The sequence below is a fragment of the Actinoplanes sp. NPDC024001 genome, from assembly GCF_040638955.1.
Lineage (GTDB): Bacteria > Actinomycetota > Actinomycetes > Mycobacteriales > Micromonosporaceae > Actinoplanes.
On the sequence record NZ_JBEZZB010000115.1, the window covers coordinates 19,188 to 34,412 of the forward strand.

The 15,225-nt window shown below is 73.8% G+C and carries 11 protein-coding genes; 5 read left to right on the forward strand and 6 right to left on the reverse strand.

Features of this window, described 5'->3' with window-relative positions; all coding sequences use genetic code 11:
* Positions 1–11: 11 nt before the first annotated feature.
* Together AB0F81_RS34645 and AB0F81_RS34650 are read right to left on the reverse strand one after the other, a co-directional pair.
* On the reverse strand, positions 12–1,454 hold the full coding sequence (locus AB0F81_RS34645) for a hypothetical protein (RefSeq protein ID WP_360204099.1): 1,443 nt from the start codon (positions 1,452–1,454) through the stop codon (positions 12–14).
* 54 nt (positions 1,455–1,508) lie between these two features.
* A complete protein-coding gene (locus AB0F81_RS34650; protein ID WP_360204101.1) occupies positions 1,509–1,910 on the reverse strand; it encodes a hypothetical protein in 402 nt (133 codons plus the stop codon).
* A gap of 46 nt (positions 1,911–1,956) precedes the next feature.
* On the opposite strand from AB0F81_RS34650, the gene AB0F81_RS34655 reads away from it, so the two are divergent.
* Positions 1,957–3,342, forward strand: a complete 1,386-nt coding sequence (locus AB0F81_RS34655) for a PLP-dependent aminotransferase family protein (RefSeq protein WP_360204102.1) — start codon at positions 1,957–1,959, stop codon at positions 3,340–3,342.
* Between the two features lie 3 nt (positions 3,343–3,345).
* Here the strand turns inward: AB0F81_RS34655 and AB0F81_RS34660 are convergent, their stop codons facing one another.
* Positions 3,346–4,143: an alpha/beta hydrolase gene (locus AB0F81_RS34660; RefSeq protein WP_360204103.1), complete on the reverse strand. Its 798-nt coding sequence runs from the start codon at positions 4,141–4,143 to the stop codon at positions 3,346–3,348.
* A 270-nt stretch (positions 4,144–4,413) separates the two neighbouring features.
* Here AB0F81_RS34660 and AB0F81_RS34665 point away from each other — a divergent pair, with 270 nt between their 5' ends.
* A complete protein-coding gene (locus AB0F81_RS34665) occupies positions 4,414–7,386 on the forward strand; it encodes a BTAD domain-containing putative transcriptional regulator (protein WP_360204105.1) in 2,973 nt (990 codons plus the stop codon).
* On the opposite strand, the gene AB0F81_RS34670 is transcribed toward AB0F81_RS34665, so the two are convergent.
* The 3 genes from AB0F81_RS34670 to AB0F81_RS34680 all read right to left on the reverse strand — a co-directional run bounded on the left by AB0F81_RS34670 (position 7,323) and on the right by AB0F81_RS34680 (position 12,201).
* Positions 7,323–7,796, reverse strand: a complete 474-nt coding sequence (locus tag AB0F81_RS34670) for a hypothetical protein (protein WP_360204107.1) — start codon at positions 7,794–7,796, stop codon at positions 7,323–7,325. The genes AB0F81_RS34665 and AB0F81_RS34670 overlap by 64 nt on opposite strands.
* A gap of 21 nt (positions 7,797–7,817) precedes the next feature.
* Positions 7,818–11,219, reverse strand: a complete 3,402-nt coding sequence (locus tag AB0F81_RS34675; RefSeq protein ID WP_360204108.1) for a TIR domain-containing protein — start codon at positions 11,217–11,219, stop codon at positions 7,818–7,820.
* Positions 11,220–11,298: 79 nt separating this feature from the next.
* The gene (locus AB0F81_RS34680) at positions 11,299–12,201 is read right to left on the reverse strand and encodes an endonuclease/exonuclease/phosphatase family protein (RefSeq protein WP_360204109.1); all 903 of its coding nucleotides are present in this window, start codon (positions 12,199–12,201) and stop codon (positions 11,299–11,301) included.
* A 126-nt stretch (positions 12,202–12,327) separates the two neighbouring features.
* Between AB0F81_RS34680 and AB0F81_RS34685 the strand changes: the two genes are divergently transcribed.
* The 3 genes from AB0F81_RS34685 to AB0F81_RS34695 form a co-directional block, all read left to right on the forward strand.
* Positions 12,328–12,630 carry a hypothetical protein gene (locus tag AB0F81_RS34685; protein WP_360204111.1) on the forward strand — a complete coding sequence of 101 codons (303 nt, stop codon included), beginning with the start codon at positions 12,328–12,330 and terminating at the stop codon, positions 12,628–12,630.
* Between the two features lie 53 nt (positions 12,631–12,683).
* The gene (locus tag AB0F81_RS34690) at positions 12,684–14,672 is read left to right on the forward strand and encodes a bifunctional diguanylate cyclase/phosphodiesterase (protein ID WP_360204113.1); all 1,989 of its coding nucleotides are present in this window, start codon (positions 12,684–12,686) and stop codon (positions 14,670–14,672) included.
* Positions 14,673–14,699: 27 nt separating this feature from the next.
* Positions 14,700–15,225 (forward strand): hypothetical protein (locus tag AB0F81_RS34695; RefSeq protein ID WP_360204115.1); only part of this gene is annotated, 526 nt, incomplete at its 3' end.

Below are 15,225 nucleotides of genomic sequence, written 5' to 3' on the forward strand. Positions count from 1 at the left end.
CTGACCGAGGCCTAGCGGTAGGTGTCCGCGCGCAGGCTGTGGAGGGGCGGGGGAAGCCTTGCGATCGCCTCCTGGACCGGGCCGCGGATCCGTTCGTGGCGGACGGCCCGGGACAGCAGCGCGGTGTCGCATTCCCGTTCCGCGGTGAAGCGCGGGCCGAGGATGATCAGTGCGCGGAACACCTCGCGCAGGTAGCCGTAGAGCCGGCTGGGCAGGACGGCGAGCTCTTCCAGCTGGTGTGGGGTGAGCGGGCTGCCGTGGGCGACGTTGGAGCGGATGGTGTAGGCCTTCTTGACGTCGCGATGGACGGCAACCCGGTCGTCGTCGCCGGCACCGATCAGGACGGCGGTGCGCTGCGCGACCTTGCGGGCCAGTTCCCCGGTGTTCCAGTCCGGGACGAGCAGGTGTTCCAGGGCTGAGACGGTCCAGGCGGTCACCTCGGGACGGTCGCGCGGTTGGATCACGTCGCCGTTGACGCCGAGGAGGGCGCTGATCGCCAGCAGCCGGTGCGTGCTCTGGCGCAACCTGCCTTCGGCCGCCTGCACCGTGTCCCGGCCCTGTTTCTTGGTCAGCGCGGGCCAGGCGAGGAATTCCTGCAGGTAGGGCTCGAGGACGGTCACGGCGTCGAGGAACTCGTCGGCCTCGTCCGGGCGGGGCTGGAACGGGCCCCATGCCGGGTGCTCCCCCAGGGTGTCGCCGTCGCCGTTCTCGAGCAGGCCCAGGCCGGTGCCGCGGATGCGGTCGACGACCCGGCCCGGTTCGATCTCGTACTCGGCGGCGACGACGACGCGGTCGCAGGCGGCCAGGTTGATCAGCAGCAGCGGCGCCCACGCGGCGATGGACACCACCGTCTCGGTCAGGTCGGTGCCGAGTGTGGCGGGCATCATCGTGTTCGTCCGTGGCCGCAAGCCGGGGTCGGTGCGGCGCAGAACGACGCATCCGCCGTGGCGCAGGGCCTCGTCCCACGGGTTGTCGGCGTGGCGCAGCGTGGACGGCAGCGGTGTCAGCGGGTCGAGGTCGCCGCGGCCGATGCGGGTCAGCGTCCAGCCGGCGATCTCGCGCGCTGCGGTGAGTGGGAGGTTCGCGTCGGTGACGTACATCCGCTCGCCGGGAACTGCCGGGCCGGCCAGGTATCCGGACAGCTCCGGCACGACCTGGTCCGGGATCGCCGGGCGCGACGGGTCGGTGACGAGGCCGAGGATCCCGAGCATGTGCAGGGTGCGCAGGGTCAGGCGGCGGCCGAAGGTCTCCCGGGCCGGGGCTGGTGGGTCTTCGGGGTGAACCGTGCGCAGATATCCGGTGGTGGCGGCTGCGGCGGCCGCGTGGCTGTTGATCCGCTGGAGCCGGTCGGTGAGGTCGCGGGGCAGGTCGTCCCGGGCGGCGCGGTGGTGTTTCACCGAGGTGAGCAGGTCGCGGATCGCGTCGGTGAGCGCCCGGTGTGCGTCCGTCTCCACGTGTTCGAGGATGTCACCGCCGGGTGGGGCGCGGCTGTTGCCGCGCCCGTGGCGTCAGGCGATGTGGAGGTAGACGATGCGCCAGTGGCCGGCGACGGACTGGACCAGCATGCTCAGGTGCCCGCCGGGGGTTTCGGCGGAGCACAGCGCCTCGCCGCCGGCCGGGCTGATCAGCCACTCGACGTTCGCCGGCGTGTGTTCTCCGCCGGCCAGCAGGCGGGCGATGACCGCGTCGCGGCCGCGGACCATGCGGCCGCATGTCCAGAGCACGGCGTCGGGGGCGACCAGGGCGGTCAGCGCCGGGACGGACCGGGCGCCGCGGTACGCGGCGAGGAAGGCGCCGAGTTCGCGGCGGGGGCCGGTGGCCGGTGGTTCGGGTATCGGCTCGGGCGGCGTGCGCGGGAGCGGGCCGAGCAGGTGGGCGGTGAGGCCGGCGGCCATCGCGAGATGTCTCATACAGCGAATCTAGGAAGGATCTGGCCCAGCGATATAGTCCAGACGCATGGCAGATCAGTGGGCCAGATCCGGGCTGGATCTGCACCTCGCCATCGACCGGGCGGGCGGGGTGCGGGCCGGGCTGGAGCAGGCGCTGCGCACGGCGGTGCGGGACGGGCGGCTCTCCCCCGGTGACCCGCTGCCGTCGTCGCGGGCGCTCGCACAGGAGCTCGGCATCGCCCGGGGCACCGTGACGCAGGTCTACGAGCAGCTCACGGCGGAGGGCTATCTGACGTCGCGGGCGCGCTCCGGCGTACGGATCGCCGCGCAGGCCAGACCGGCCGGCCTGCCGAGCTTGCCGCCGGCGTCGCCGTTCCGGCCGCCGGCCGGCGGGGTCGATCTTCGGCCGGGGCTGCCGGATCTGTCGATGTTCCCGCGCCGGGAGTGGCTCGCGGCCACCCGGCACGTGCTGCAGACCGCGCCCAACCAGGCGTTCGCCTACGGCGATCCGACCGGTGACGTGGCGCTGAGGTCGGCGCTGGCCGATTACCTCGGCCGGGCTCGTGGGGTGATCACCACGCCGGAGCACGTCATCGTGTGCGCCGGGTACACCCATGCGCTGCGGCTGATCTGCCAGGCGCTGAGCGGGACGGTGGCGTTCGAGGACCCCACGTTGCAGGATTACGCGGCGCTGGCCGAGCGGGTCGGGCTGCGGGTCACCCGGATGCCGGTGGACGCCGACGGCCTGGTGGTGGGCGGGCTGACGGACGAGTCGGCGGTGGTGGTGACGCCGGCGCACCAGTTCCCGCTCGGGGTCACGTTGAGCCCGCAGCGGCGCCGGGAGCTGCTGGACTGGGCAGGCCGGGCCGGCGCGGTGATCGTCGAGGACGACTACGACGGCGAGTTCCGCTACGACCGGCAGCCGGTGGGCGCGTTGCAGGGGCTCGCGCCGGAGCAGGTCGTCTACGCCGGGACGGTGAGCAAGACGATCGCCCCGGCGTTGCGGATCGCGTGGATCGCCGCGCCGACCCGGCTCGTTCCGGTGCTGCGGGCGGCGCTGCGGTTCGACGAGGCGTACGTCAATGCGATCGACCAGCTGGTGCTGGCCCACCTGATCCGCCGCGGCGAGCTGGACCGGCACCTGCGGCGGTGCCGGATCCGCTACGCGCAGCGCCGCGACCGTCTCGGCCGGGCCGTCGCAGCGCGGCTGCCCGGCGCCCGGCTGTCCGGGATCGCCGCCGGCCTGCACGCGGTGCTGCACCTGCCCGGGGCCGACGAGCCGGCGATGCGCGAGCGGCTCGCCGCGGACGGGGTCATGGTGGACCCGCTCAGCGGCTTCTACCGGCAGCCGCGGCAGGCGCCGCCGGGTGTGGTGGTGGGGTATGCGACGCCGCCGCAGCACGCCTATGACAGTGCGATCGAGTCGCTGATCGCCGCACTGGCCGGGCGGTGACTCTCAGGGCGTCAGGAATCGCCGGATCTCGCGGACGGTGGCCGCGCCGGCCGACGTGCCGGCATGCCCCTTCCTCCGGTGCAGCAGGAGCCGCCCGTCGGGGATGCGGTCGGCGGTCTCGCGGAACAGCTGCGGGCTGTAGAAGCCGTCTCGGGCGCCGCCGACGATCAGGGTCGGCGCCGTGATCCGGGGCAGGTCGGGCCACGCGTCGAAGCCGTCCTCAGCGGCGATCGTGATCAGCAGGTCCGCCGGATCGGCCGGCGTCATGCGCGCGCCCAGCAGCCACAGCAGCGCGGTGAAGCCCCAGCGCCCGGGGGCGCGGTGCGCCAGCGCCGGTGCCATGGATGCCCAGGCTCGCCGGGGCCGCCCCGCCTCGGCGTGCCGGGCCAGGGCCCGCTGGGCGCGCCGGCCCCGCTCGGCGAGCCGGTGCGCGCTGGCGACCAGCACGAGCCGGCTGACCAGGTGCGGATGGTCGGCGGCGAGCATCTGCGCGACGGATCCGCCGGTGGAGACCCCGATGACCGCGACGGGCTCGCCGAACTCGCGCGTCAGGGCGTACGCATAGTCGTCGGCCATGTCCCGGATCGTCGCGCCGGCCGCCAGGCCGGGCCTGCGGTTGATCACGTAGACGGTGAACTGCCCGGTCAGAGCCCGGAAGGCGCGCAGCTGGGAACGCCGGTCGCCGCCGGTGGGATCGGCGTTGTCCCCGCTGATCCCCGGCAGGACGATCACGGGTGGCCCGGTGCCGGCCGCCCGGTACGGCAGCCCGCCGGCGAGTGTCCCCTCGCGTGCTGGTGTCATCGTTGCCCCCGTCGGGTGCGTGGAGTCCCGCCCTCGTGAGGCCATACCACCATGTGCGGCGTGCCGGGACCATCGCCCTGACGACCGAGGTCCGATGTGGGCGCGCGGCAGGGTTGCAGGGCAGGTCGCTCAACGCCCCCCAACGGTCCGGCTTCCCCCGTACGCCTCGCGTAACCGGACGAGCGACCTGCCCCGCCTGCAACGAGATCAATGCTCGCCCCCGGACCTTGTGGGAAGCATGCGAGACTCCTACGGATCCTTGGGGACTTCTTGAATCCGCTGGTCGAGTGGGAGGCGTGCGCGTTGCAGGTGGCGGCGGAGTTCGGTGTGCTCGGCACGGTGGAGGCCTGGGCCGGCGGCCGGGCCGTCGAGCTGGGCCACACACGGCAGCGGTGGGTGCTGGGTGTGCTGCTCGTGGAGGCGGGCTGTCCGGTCACGGTGGACCAGCTGATCGACCGGGTGTGGGGCGAGAAGCCGCCGCAGCGGGCGGCGAACGCGCTCTACAGCTACCTGTCGCGGCTGCGGCGCGCGACCGGGGCGCGGATCCGGCGGGAGCCGGGCGGCTATCTGCTCACTGTGGACGCGCAGACGGTCGACCTGCACCGGTTCCGCCGGCTGATGACGCTGGCCAGGGTGGAACCGGACCGGGCGGCCGCCGACCTGATCGGGCAGGCGCTGAGCCTGTGGCGCGGTGATCCGTTCACCGGACTGGACACCCCGTGGGCGAACGCGACGCGGCACACGCTGCTCGGCGAGCGCTGCGCCGCCGAGCTGGACCGCAACGACGTGCTGCTGCGGCTGGGCCGGCACGGCGAGCTGCTGCCGGTGCTGTCCGCCGCCGTCGCCGAGCATCCGCTGGACGAGCGGCTGGCGGGGCAGGCGATGCTCGCGCTGTACCGGTGCGGGCGGCAGGCCGACGCGGACGAGCAGTACCGGCAGATCCGCCACCGCCTCGCCGAGGAGCTGGGCAGTGACCCGGGCCCGGCGCTGCGCCGGCTGCACGAGCAGATCATCGCTGCGGATCCCTCGCTGGCGGCGCCGGCCGGCGATGCCCCGCGGCCCGCTGCAACGGTCAACGTTCCGGCGCAGCTGCCGGCCGACGTCCGGGCGTTCACCGGCCGTACCGATGAACTCGCCGCGCTGGACCACCTGCTCACCGCGACCGGCGGTGAGGAGCCGCCGTTGACCGTCGCCCTGCTGTCCGGCACCGCCGGCGTCGGCAAGTCGGCGCTGGCCGTGCGGTGGGCGCACCGGGTCCGGGACGCGTTCCCCGACGGGCAGCTCTACGTGAATCTGCGCGGCTACGACGCCGAGCAGCCGGTGGCGGTCGCCGACGCGCTGGCCGGGTTCCTCACCGCGCTCGGGGTGCCCGGGCCGGAGATCCCGCCGGGCGCCGACGAGCGTGCCGCCCGGTTCCGGTCCGAGCTGACCGGCCGGCGGATGCTGGTGCTGCTCGACAACGCGTCCTCGGTGGAGCAGGTCCGGTCGCTGCTGCCGGGCAGCGGCTCCTGCCTCGTGCTGGTCACCAGCCGGGACTCGTTGCCGGCGCTGGTGGCCGTGCACGGCGCCGAGCGGATCATGCTCGATCTGCTGCCGCTGCCGGACGCGGTCGCTCTGCTGCGCAGGCTGATCGGCGCGCGGGTTGACCGGGAGCCGGCCGCCGCCGCGCGGTTGGCCGCCGCGTGCGCCCGGCTGCAGCAGGCCCTGCGGATCGCCGCCGAGCTGGCCGCGGAGCGCGCCGACGTGCCGCTGGCCGAGCTCGTGACCGAGTTGAGTGATCACCGGGTGCGCCTGGACCTGCTGGACGCGGGCGGTGATCCGCACGCCGAGGTGCGGGCGGTGTTCTCCTGGTCGTACCAGAATCTGCCGGCCGGCGCGGCCCGGGCGTTCCGGCTGCTGGGGTTGCATCCGGGCGAGACCGCGCACGTCGACGCGGTGGCGGCGCTGACCGGCACGGGCGCCGGGGAGGCGCGGCGGCTGCTCGGCACGCTGGCCCGGGCCAGCCTGGTGCAGGCCGGGCGGGGCAGCCGGTACGGCATGCACGATCTGCTGCGCGCCTACGCCGCCGAGCTCGCTGCCGGGCACGACCCCGAGGCGGACCGGCGGGCCGCCCTGACCCGCCTGTTCGACCACTACCTGGCCGGGGCGGTCGCGGCGATGGGCGCCGAGCCGGACGCCGCCCGCGCCTGGATCGAGGCGGAACGGCCCAACCTGGCCGCGGTCTGCACGTACGGCGCGGCGCACGGCTGGCAGCGGCACACCATCGCGCTCGCCGCGACCCTGTTCCCCTATCTCGACGCGGGCGGGCCGGTCGCCGAGGCGGCGACCGTCACCGCCTCCGCGGTGTCCGCGGCGCGGGCGATCGACGATCGCGAGGCGCAGGCGCGGGCGTTGTCCCACCTGGGCCGGTTGCACCGGCGGCAGGGCCGCCTGCCCGAGGCCGCCGCCACCTACCGGCAGGCGCTGATCCTGTACGCGGGGCTCAGCGCGCACGCGGCCGAGGCCGTGGTGCTGCGCAATCTCGGCAGCGTCGACTGGCGGCTGGGCGACTACCGGCAGGCCGCGGAGCACTACGAGCAGGCCTGGACGTTGTTCCGGCAGCTGGGTGACGACGCCGGCCAGGCCGACGCGCTGGTCCGGCTCGGGCTGATCGACGCCCGGCTGGGCGAGCCGGCCGAGGCCGCGCAGCGCTTCGAGTCCGCGCTGGAGCGGTACGCCGCGATCGGCGACCGGTTCAGCGAGGCCTACGTGCTGTCGCTGCTCGCAAGGCTGCCGGACCGCGCGGACCTGCTCGACCGGGCCGCCACCGACCTGGAGCGCAGCCTCGCCGCCGTCCGCGGTTCCGGTGACCGGACCGCGGAGGCCTACGCGCTGACCGATCTGGCCGGTGTCCAGGCCCGGCGGGGCCGGTTCGCGGAGGCGGCCGGGCACCTGCGCCGCGCGCTGGTGCTGCACCGGCGAATCGGTGACCGCGCCAGTGAGGCCGAGGCGCTCAACGACCTGGGCCAGGTGCTGCGCGCCGCCGGGGACGCGGCGGAGGCCCGCGTGCAGCACGGTCAGGCGCTGGCGTTGGCCGAGGAGATCGGGGATCGGTACGAGCAGGCGCGCGCCCACGACGGTCTGGAGGATGCCGACCAGGCCCGGCGGCTCTTCGCGGAGCTGCGGGTGCCGGCGGGTGGTCAGGTGCGGCGTACGCCGTCGATCCACAGCACGGTGACGGGCCGGTCGCGGGCTCGCGCGTAGGCGACGACGTCGGCGGTGCCGCCCGGTCCGCGGGTGGGCCGGCCGTCCCACACCGCGAACAGGTGGTCGCAGCGGTCCACCAGCGCCTGCCCGGCCGCGAGGAACCCCTGGTCGCAGGGCTCGGCGTACGGCATGGTGACGACCGTCGCCGCCGCCCGCAGCAGCGACTCGAACCGGGCCCGGCTGCCGGCCGTGGCCAGCGAGGCGGCGTAGCCGGCCGACGGCAGGACCACCTCGAGGGTGCCGCCGGCCGCCAGCACGTGGGCGGCGAACAGCTGGTCGGCGCCGTCGGCCAGGCTCGACACCGCGTGCAGGCCGGCGCCGGAGGGCAGCGCCTGCCGCCAGTGGTCCACCGCCCGTTCGGCGATGCCCGGTGGGAGGAGCCGGTGACCGGTGATTCCGAACCGCAATTCGACCTCCGCAGCCGGTGTTCAGCAGGTGGGCTGGTGGGGCAGTTCGGGAATGTAGCGGGCCCATTCTTCGGCGGTTAGCCCGCGCCCGGCGACAGCGCAGGCGTGCCGGCCGGGATCGGCGGCGACCTCCCGCGGCGCCGTGGCGTCCCACAGCGTAACGTTCCCGGGCACGGGGCCGTGGGCGCCGCCGGCGGCCAGGGTGCGCCCGTCCGGGCTGAACGCGGCGTTCATGGTCTGCAGGTCGGGGCTCTTGATCGTGGCGAACCGTACCGGGGTGTCGGGGTCGGCGATGTCCCACAGCATCATGGCGCTGTCCAGGCTGGCCGTCGCCAGGGTGCGTCCGTCGGGGCTGAACGCCACCCAGAGCACCGGGCTGGTGTGGCCGACCAGGGTGGCGATCCGGCGGGGCCGCAACGGGTCGGCGACATCCCACAGGATGGCCGTCGCGTCGTCGTCGGTGCCGGCCGCCAGGGTGCGCCCGTCCGGGCTGAACGCCAGCGAGCGGGCGGCGTAGCTGATGTGGTCCTTGAGCGGGATCGACGTGAGCCGGACCGGCGCGGAGCGGTCGGTCAGGTCCCACAGCGACACGTTGTCGCCCTCGCCGACGGCCAGGGTGCGCCCGTCCGGGCTGAACGCGACGGCGAACAGCATCGAGCGCAGGGTGAGCCCGGCGAGCCGGGTGGGCTGCCGCCGGTCGCTCAGGTCCCACAGCGTGAACTGGCCGTCGAGGCGGCCGACTGCCAGGGTGCGCCCGTCCGGGCTCAGCGTCACCGCGCTGACGATGTCCCCGTCCTCCTGGACGGTGGCGAGCAGTGCCGGTGCGGCCGGGCGGCTCAGGTCGAGCAGCCGCACCGTCCCGTCGGTGCCGATGACGGCCAGGGTGCGGCCGTCGCGGCTCAGGGTGATCGCCTCGGCGGTGCCGCCGTGCAGCGGCAGCGGGTCGCGCCGCAGCGGGCCGGCCGGACCGGTCAGGTCCCACGGCACGGCAGTGCCGTTATGACCGGCGGCGATCAGCGACCGGCTGTCCGGCCCGAAGGCCAACCCGACAATCTGCCCGGGGTACGGACCAGGCAGGCTCGCGAGAGGCGGCCGGGCGAAACGGCCCCGGGTGTACCAGAGGGTCGCCGTGCTGCGGCCGCCGGCGGTGGTCACCGTACGCCCGTCAGCGCTGAACGCCAGCGACCGGACCGGGTTGCCGGGGGTGCTCACGGTGGCGACCAGGGTCGACAGCCACGCCATGGTGCCGTTCTCGACGCTCCACAGCGCGGTCGTCCCGTCCGTGTCGGCCAGGGCGAGTGTGCGCCCGTCCGGGCTGAACGCCATCGTGCTGAGCTCGGCCAGCCCGGTGGCGGCGAGCTCGGAGAAGCCCTGCTGAGGGTGGGCCGGGTCGGCCAGGTTCCAGAGCCACACGTAGTTGCCGGCGCCCTCGACGGCCACCAAGGGCAGTTTCGGGTTGAACGCGACGGCAGCGCCGGTGATCTTCTTGGTGTACGCCGGGGCGAGGGTGGCGCCGGCCACCGGTGTCGCCGGGTCGGTCAGGTCCCAGACGGTGACGGCGGCGCCGCTGGTCACCGCGGTGCGCCCGTCCGGGCTGAAGGTCAGCGGATGCGCCCCGGGCAGTGTGGCGAGCTCGGCCGGGGCGGCGCCGGCGACGTCCCACAGGACGGTGTTCTTGTCCCGGTTGCTGGTCGCGACGGTCCGCCCGTCGGGGCTGAACGCCACCGCGTCGATCCCGGCGGCGTCCGGCAGCGACGCCCTGCGCACCGGCCGGGCCGGGTCCGTCACGTCCCACAGCACCGCCGGAGAGCGGCCGTCGACGACCGCGAGCATCTTCCCGTCCGGGCTGGTCGCGAGCGTCTTGTCGGCGCTGCCGTCGGCCGGTAGCACGGCGAGGCGGACCGGCTTCGCCGGGTCCGCGGTGTCCCACAGCGACACCGTCCCGCCGGGGCCGGCGGCGGCGACCACCGTCCCGGCGAGCGCGGCGACGTCGAGGACGCCGTCGAGGGCGCCGGCGTAGTGCGTCGCCATGACCAGGTGGGCGAGCTGGTCGCGGGTCGGCGCGTCGGTGTGCAGGCGCTGCGCGGCGACCGCCAGCATGAGGGCCTTCTTGGGGTCGTCGACGATCATCGCGCGGGCCCGGTCCATCAGCCGCCGGTTGATCTCGATGCGCTGCTGCCGCTGCGCCTTTTCCCGTTGCCGGCGGGCCTCCTCCCCCGCTTGCCGGGCCAGCTGTTCCTGCCGCCGGCGTTCCGCGTCGGCCTGGCGGGCCAGCTCCCGGTGCTGCTCGGCGAGTTGCTCCTGCTCCTTCGCCCGCGCCGACGCCTGGTTGGCGCGTTCCTCCTGCCGGCGGGCGTTCGCCTCCTGCCGCTCGGCGTTGGCCTTCTGCCGCTGCGCCTCCTCGGTGGCGTCCTGCGCCCGGTCCTGCTGGCGGTCGGCGTTCGCCTTCTCCCGTTTCGCGTCGGCGCGCTGTCGTGCCGCCTCGTCGCGGTACCGCTTCGCGTTGGCCTGCTCCCGTTGCGCCTCCGCCGACGCGTCCGCCGCGAGCGCCTGCTGGCGGCGTGCCTCCTCGGCCGCGTCCTCGGCCAGCGCCTGCTGCTGGCCGGCGAGCTGCTCCTGCCGGCGGGTCTCGACCTTCGCCTGCTGCGCCCGGTCCTGCTGGACCCGGGCGTTCTCCTGCTGCCGCTGCGACTCCTCGGTGGCCCGTTCGGCGGTGCTGCGCTGCTGTGACGCCTCCCGCTGCTGCATCCGGGCGTCCCTCGCCGCGGCGTTGGCCCGCTCGGCGTTGCGCACCGCGACGACGCCGCTCAGCGACGCCACCAGGGTCAGCAGCACCAGGCTGGCCGCGGCCACCGCCGACAGCCGCCGCGCCCGCCGGTGCTGGCGGACGTCCTCCCCTTCCAGCTCGTCCTTGCTCACCCCGTGCATCGGTGCGGCCAGCTGCGCGATGGCGTCGCGGAAGCGGACGTGCTGCAGGCTCAGGTGCAGGTCGTCGCGGGCCCACCGCAGGTCCAGGAAGAGCGGTTCCTCGGCGAACACACCGCGCAGCGCCGCCGGCACCGCCGTGGACTCCGCGGTGAAGTCACCGGCGACGGGATCCCAGGACCAGTCGCCGTCGGTGACCACCGGCAGGATGCGGTCCGGTGACTTGGTGGCCAGCCAGTGCTCGATCTCCCGGTTCACCCACGGCGATCGGGCCGCCTCCGGGGAGGCCATCAGCACGAAGTGCTTCGACCCGTCGAGGGCCTCCTGGATGGACGTCCACAGTTTGGGGGTGACCGCCAGCCCGGTCTGGTCACGGAAGATCCACAGCGCGCGGCGCCGGTGCCACGGCTTCGCCAGCCGGTGCAGACCACGCTGGACCGCTGGGGCGAGCCGCCCGTCGGCAGCGTGGCTGTACGAGATGAAACCATCGAAGTCCATGACCGCCCCCGTGCGGTGTGCGATATCGGCGGGGACCGATTCTGCACGTCACCGGGGCACCGGTAAAGCGGCGACCCGCTCAGCCGACCGAGACGGTGACCCGGCCGTAGAAGATCCGGTGGTCCGAGCAGGGGCCGCCGCAGGCCGTGGAGATGCTCAGCGAGTCGCCGAAATAGCTGCCGGCGATCCTGTTCTCCGGCACGAAGACCATGTCGATCTTGGAGCCCTTGCCGCACTTGCCGTTGGTCGTGTTGCTGGTCGTGCCCTCGCCGTAGCCCGGGCAGACCGGATCGGTGTCGTCGAGTTCGCGGTGCCGGCCCCAGTTGCCGGGGTTGTTCACCGTGTTCACCGAGCTGGAGTACCACGAGTTGAGCCGGTCGTAGCTGGGCTCGGTGTTGAGGTCACCGGCGATCAGCACCGTGTCGCCGGCGTCCTCCCACGCCTCCACCCGGGCCCGCACCTCGTTGAGCTGGGTGACGACCTTGCTGTACGGGGTCAGGTGCGTGACGCAGAAGCGCAGCTTCTTGTCCACCACCGGGGCGCAGAGCAGGTTGCGCACCTCACCGCCGTCCTGCGGGTCCGCGGTGAGGGCCACCCGGTCCGCGGTGCCGAGCGGCTGCCGGCTGAAGATCGCGTTGCCGAAGGCCTCGCCGTTGCAGACGGTGGGCAGCGCGGCCTCGAACCGCGAGTAGTTGGTGGTCTGCGGCCAGCCCGCGTCGGCGAGCCGCGCCTGGACCGCCTTGTACTGGTCCCAGCAGATCTCGTTGAGGGCGACGAAGTCGGCGTCCCGGTTCAGGATCGACGCGACGAGGCCGTCGACCATGCCGTTGGTGGTCGAGCCGTCGTTCATCACCCAGCCGGAGACGTTCCAGTGCCAGACGGTGAGCGTCTCGGTGGTGGCCGCGGATGCGGGTTGCGCGACCGTCAGCGGCGTGACCGCCAGAGCGAGCGCAGCGAGCAGCTTCGTCATCCGCAGACGCACAGACTTCTCCCGGGGGCAGGGGTGAGATGGGCCACGGGATCATACCTGTTCGATGTCTTGGTCCGGCCGGGCCGGGCCTGAGGGCCGGGGCGGCCACGGCTAAGATCGCCGGGTCGAAAGGTGGCCATGACGAACGCCGTTGGTCCGTTGCGCTGGTATGCCGTGCTCGCCGTGATCTTCTTCGGGATCCTGCCGGCCGTGCTGGTGAGCCTGCTGGTGGCACGCGGCAACACCCCGGGACAGGTCGGGTTCCTGCTGATCGGCGGCATCCCGCTGGTGGTGGCCGCGATCGTCTACGCGGTGCGCGGCTTCACCGGTGACGACCCGGAGCTGTCCGCCCGGCGGTTCAACCGCAGCATGGCCCTGGTCGCCGGCGCCGACGTCATCCTGCTGGGCGGTAACGCCCTGATCCGAGCGGCCACCGGCTGAGCTTTCCCCGCCGGAAGGGTCAGGTCGCTGGTCGCGGGGCCGAAAGACACCGCGTGAAGGCGAACAGCGCAAGGGACCGGGCCGGGCGGAAGCGGTCGAGCCGGCTGCTGGAGGCTCGCGCGACGGCCCGGTCGGCCATCGCCGGCACCGGGGTGGGCATCGTCATCCTGGCCGTCTCCGCCGTGCTGGCCTCCACCGGTATGGCCGAGACCACCCAGGAGGTCCGCCGCGTCCAGACGATCACGCAGAAGCTGAACGGGATCTCGGTACAGATCAACGCCGAGGACGCCGCGTTGCGGGAGTACCTGGCGACCGGCGGCACCGAGTACCGCCGGGCCCAGCTGACCGCGACGCTCGGCGCGGCCCGGGCGAACCTGGACTGGTTGCAGGAGAACAACGCGGTCGACCGGGCGGAGCTGGACGCCATCCGGGGTGGCTACGAGAACTACAACCGGATCGTGCTCGACATCATGTCGCAGACCGAGAGCGGCGCGAACGTCGACGGTTACACCGATCTGGCCTCGCTGACCTTCGCGCCGCTGCGCGACACCGTGCTCGGCATCGGCGACCAGCAGCAGCAGAAGCTGGCCGACCACCTCAATGAGGTACACCGGCGCGCCGACGTGCTCAACTGGGTCGCCGCGGCGACGATCGGCATCGTCCTGGTGCTGTTCTCGGTGTGTGCGAGGGTGCTCGTCAGCTATCAGCGCCGCGCCGAGCGGCAGGCCGCCCGGCGGCTGCACGAGGCCACCCACGACCCGCTGACCGGGCTCGGCAACCGCGCCAAGCTGCAGGACGAGCTCGACGCCGCGGTCCGGCACGGCCGGCAGACCGACGAGCGGTTCAGCCTGCTGCTCATCGACCTCGACCGGTTCAAGGAGGTCAACGACACCCTCGGGCACCACGCCGGTGACGAGCTGCTGGTCGAGGTGGCGCGGCGGCTCAACCAGGCCAGCCGGGCCGGCGACGTGGTGGTCCGCCTGGGCGGCGACGAGTTCGCCCTCATCCTGCCGACCACGCCGGACCACCCGGAGGCGCTCAAGGCCGGGCACCGCATCCTGGAGGCGCTGCGCCAGCCGATCCGGCTGGACGATCTGCTGGTCGACATCGACGCGAGCATCGGCGTCGCGTCCTACCCGCGTGACGGCCACGACGGCGCCGAGCTGTTGCAGCACGCGGACGTCGCCATGTACGCGGCCAAGCGCCGCCACGGGGGCGTGTCCGGTTACGACCCGTCGCTGGACAGCGGTGACGCGAGCCGCCTGACGCTGCAGAGCGAGCTGCGGCAGGGTATCGAGCGCGGCGAGCTGGTCGTCTTCTACCAGCCCAAGGTCGACGTGGCCACCCGCCTGCCGTGCGGCGCCGAGGCTCTGGTCCGCTGGCAGCACCCCACCCGGGGGCTGCTCGGCCCGGACGCCTTCATCCCGCTGGCCGAGGAGAGCGGCCTGATCGACCTGATCACCGCCGAGGTGCTGGACCAGGCGCTGGCCCAGATCGGCCGGTGGGCCGAACTCGCCCACGAGCTGCCGGTCTCGGTGAACATCCCGGCCCGGTCGCTGGCCGACGACACGTTCCCGGCCACGATCGCCGCGGCGCTGGCCCGGCACGGCGTACGGCCGCAGCTGCTCACCCTGGAGATCACCGAGAGTGCCGTGATCGCTGACCTGATGCGCGCCGGCAAGGTGCTGACCGAGCTGCGTGAGCAGGGCGTCAACATCTCGATCGACGACTTCGGCACCGGGTACTCCTCGATCGCGCACCTGCGGGACATGCCGCCGCACGAACTCAAGATCGACCGGAGCTTCGTGATGAAGATGTGCGAGAACGCCCGGGACGAGACGATCGTGCGCGCGGTCGTGGAGCTGGCCAAGAACCTGCGGCTGCGGGTGGTCGCCGAGGGTGTCGAGAACGAGACCGCCCTGCGTACGCTCGGCGACCTCGGCTGCCACGAGGCGCAGGGCTACCACATCAGCCGGCCGCTGCCGGCGGCCGAGCTGACCGCCTGGCTGGCCGGGTCGGGAATGGCGATCAGCGCCGTCTGAGGCCACCGGCTCCACTACCGTGAGGTTGTGGATCGCCGAGCCCTGATCACGTCGGTGTGTGCAGTCGCCGGCGCCGTCAGCGCCGGGCTGGCGACCGGCTGCGGCCGGTCGCCGTCGGCCGGGACCGAGACGGTCGACGTGCTGCTCGGCGAGTCGGTGCAGCCGACGAGCCCGATGGTCGCCGCCGAGAGGTTCTTCGCCGAGCGGGTGTCCGAGCTGACCGACGGCCAGTGCCGGGTGACCGTGAAACCCGGTGGTGAGCTGGGCGACGAGCAGCGCATGGCGGAGATGCTGCGCACCGGGAAACTCGCCTTCTGCAAGACGCTGCTGGCGAACCTCACCGCCTACGACAAGCGGCTCGGCGTCGCCAGCCTGCCCTACGCCTTCCACGACCGCGACCAGTGCCTGGAGAGCATGCGCGGCGACTTCGGCCGGCGGTGGGCGGCCCACCGGGCGCCGGCCCGCCCGGGAGAGCGCGGGGTGGTGTTCGCCGGGGGCGGCCACATAATAAACCCGGCGCCGGCGGTGCGAGGGCCCGCCGCCCCCCAGGGGC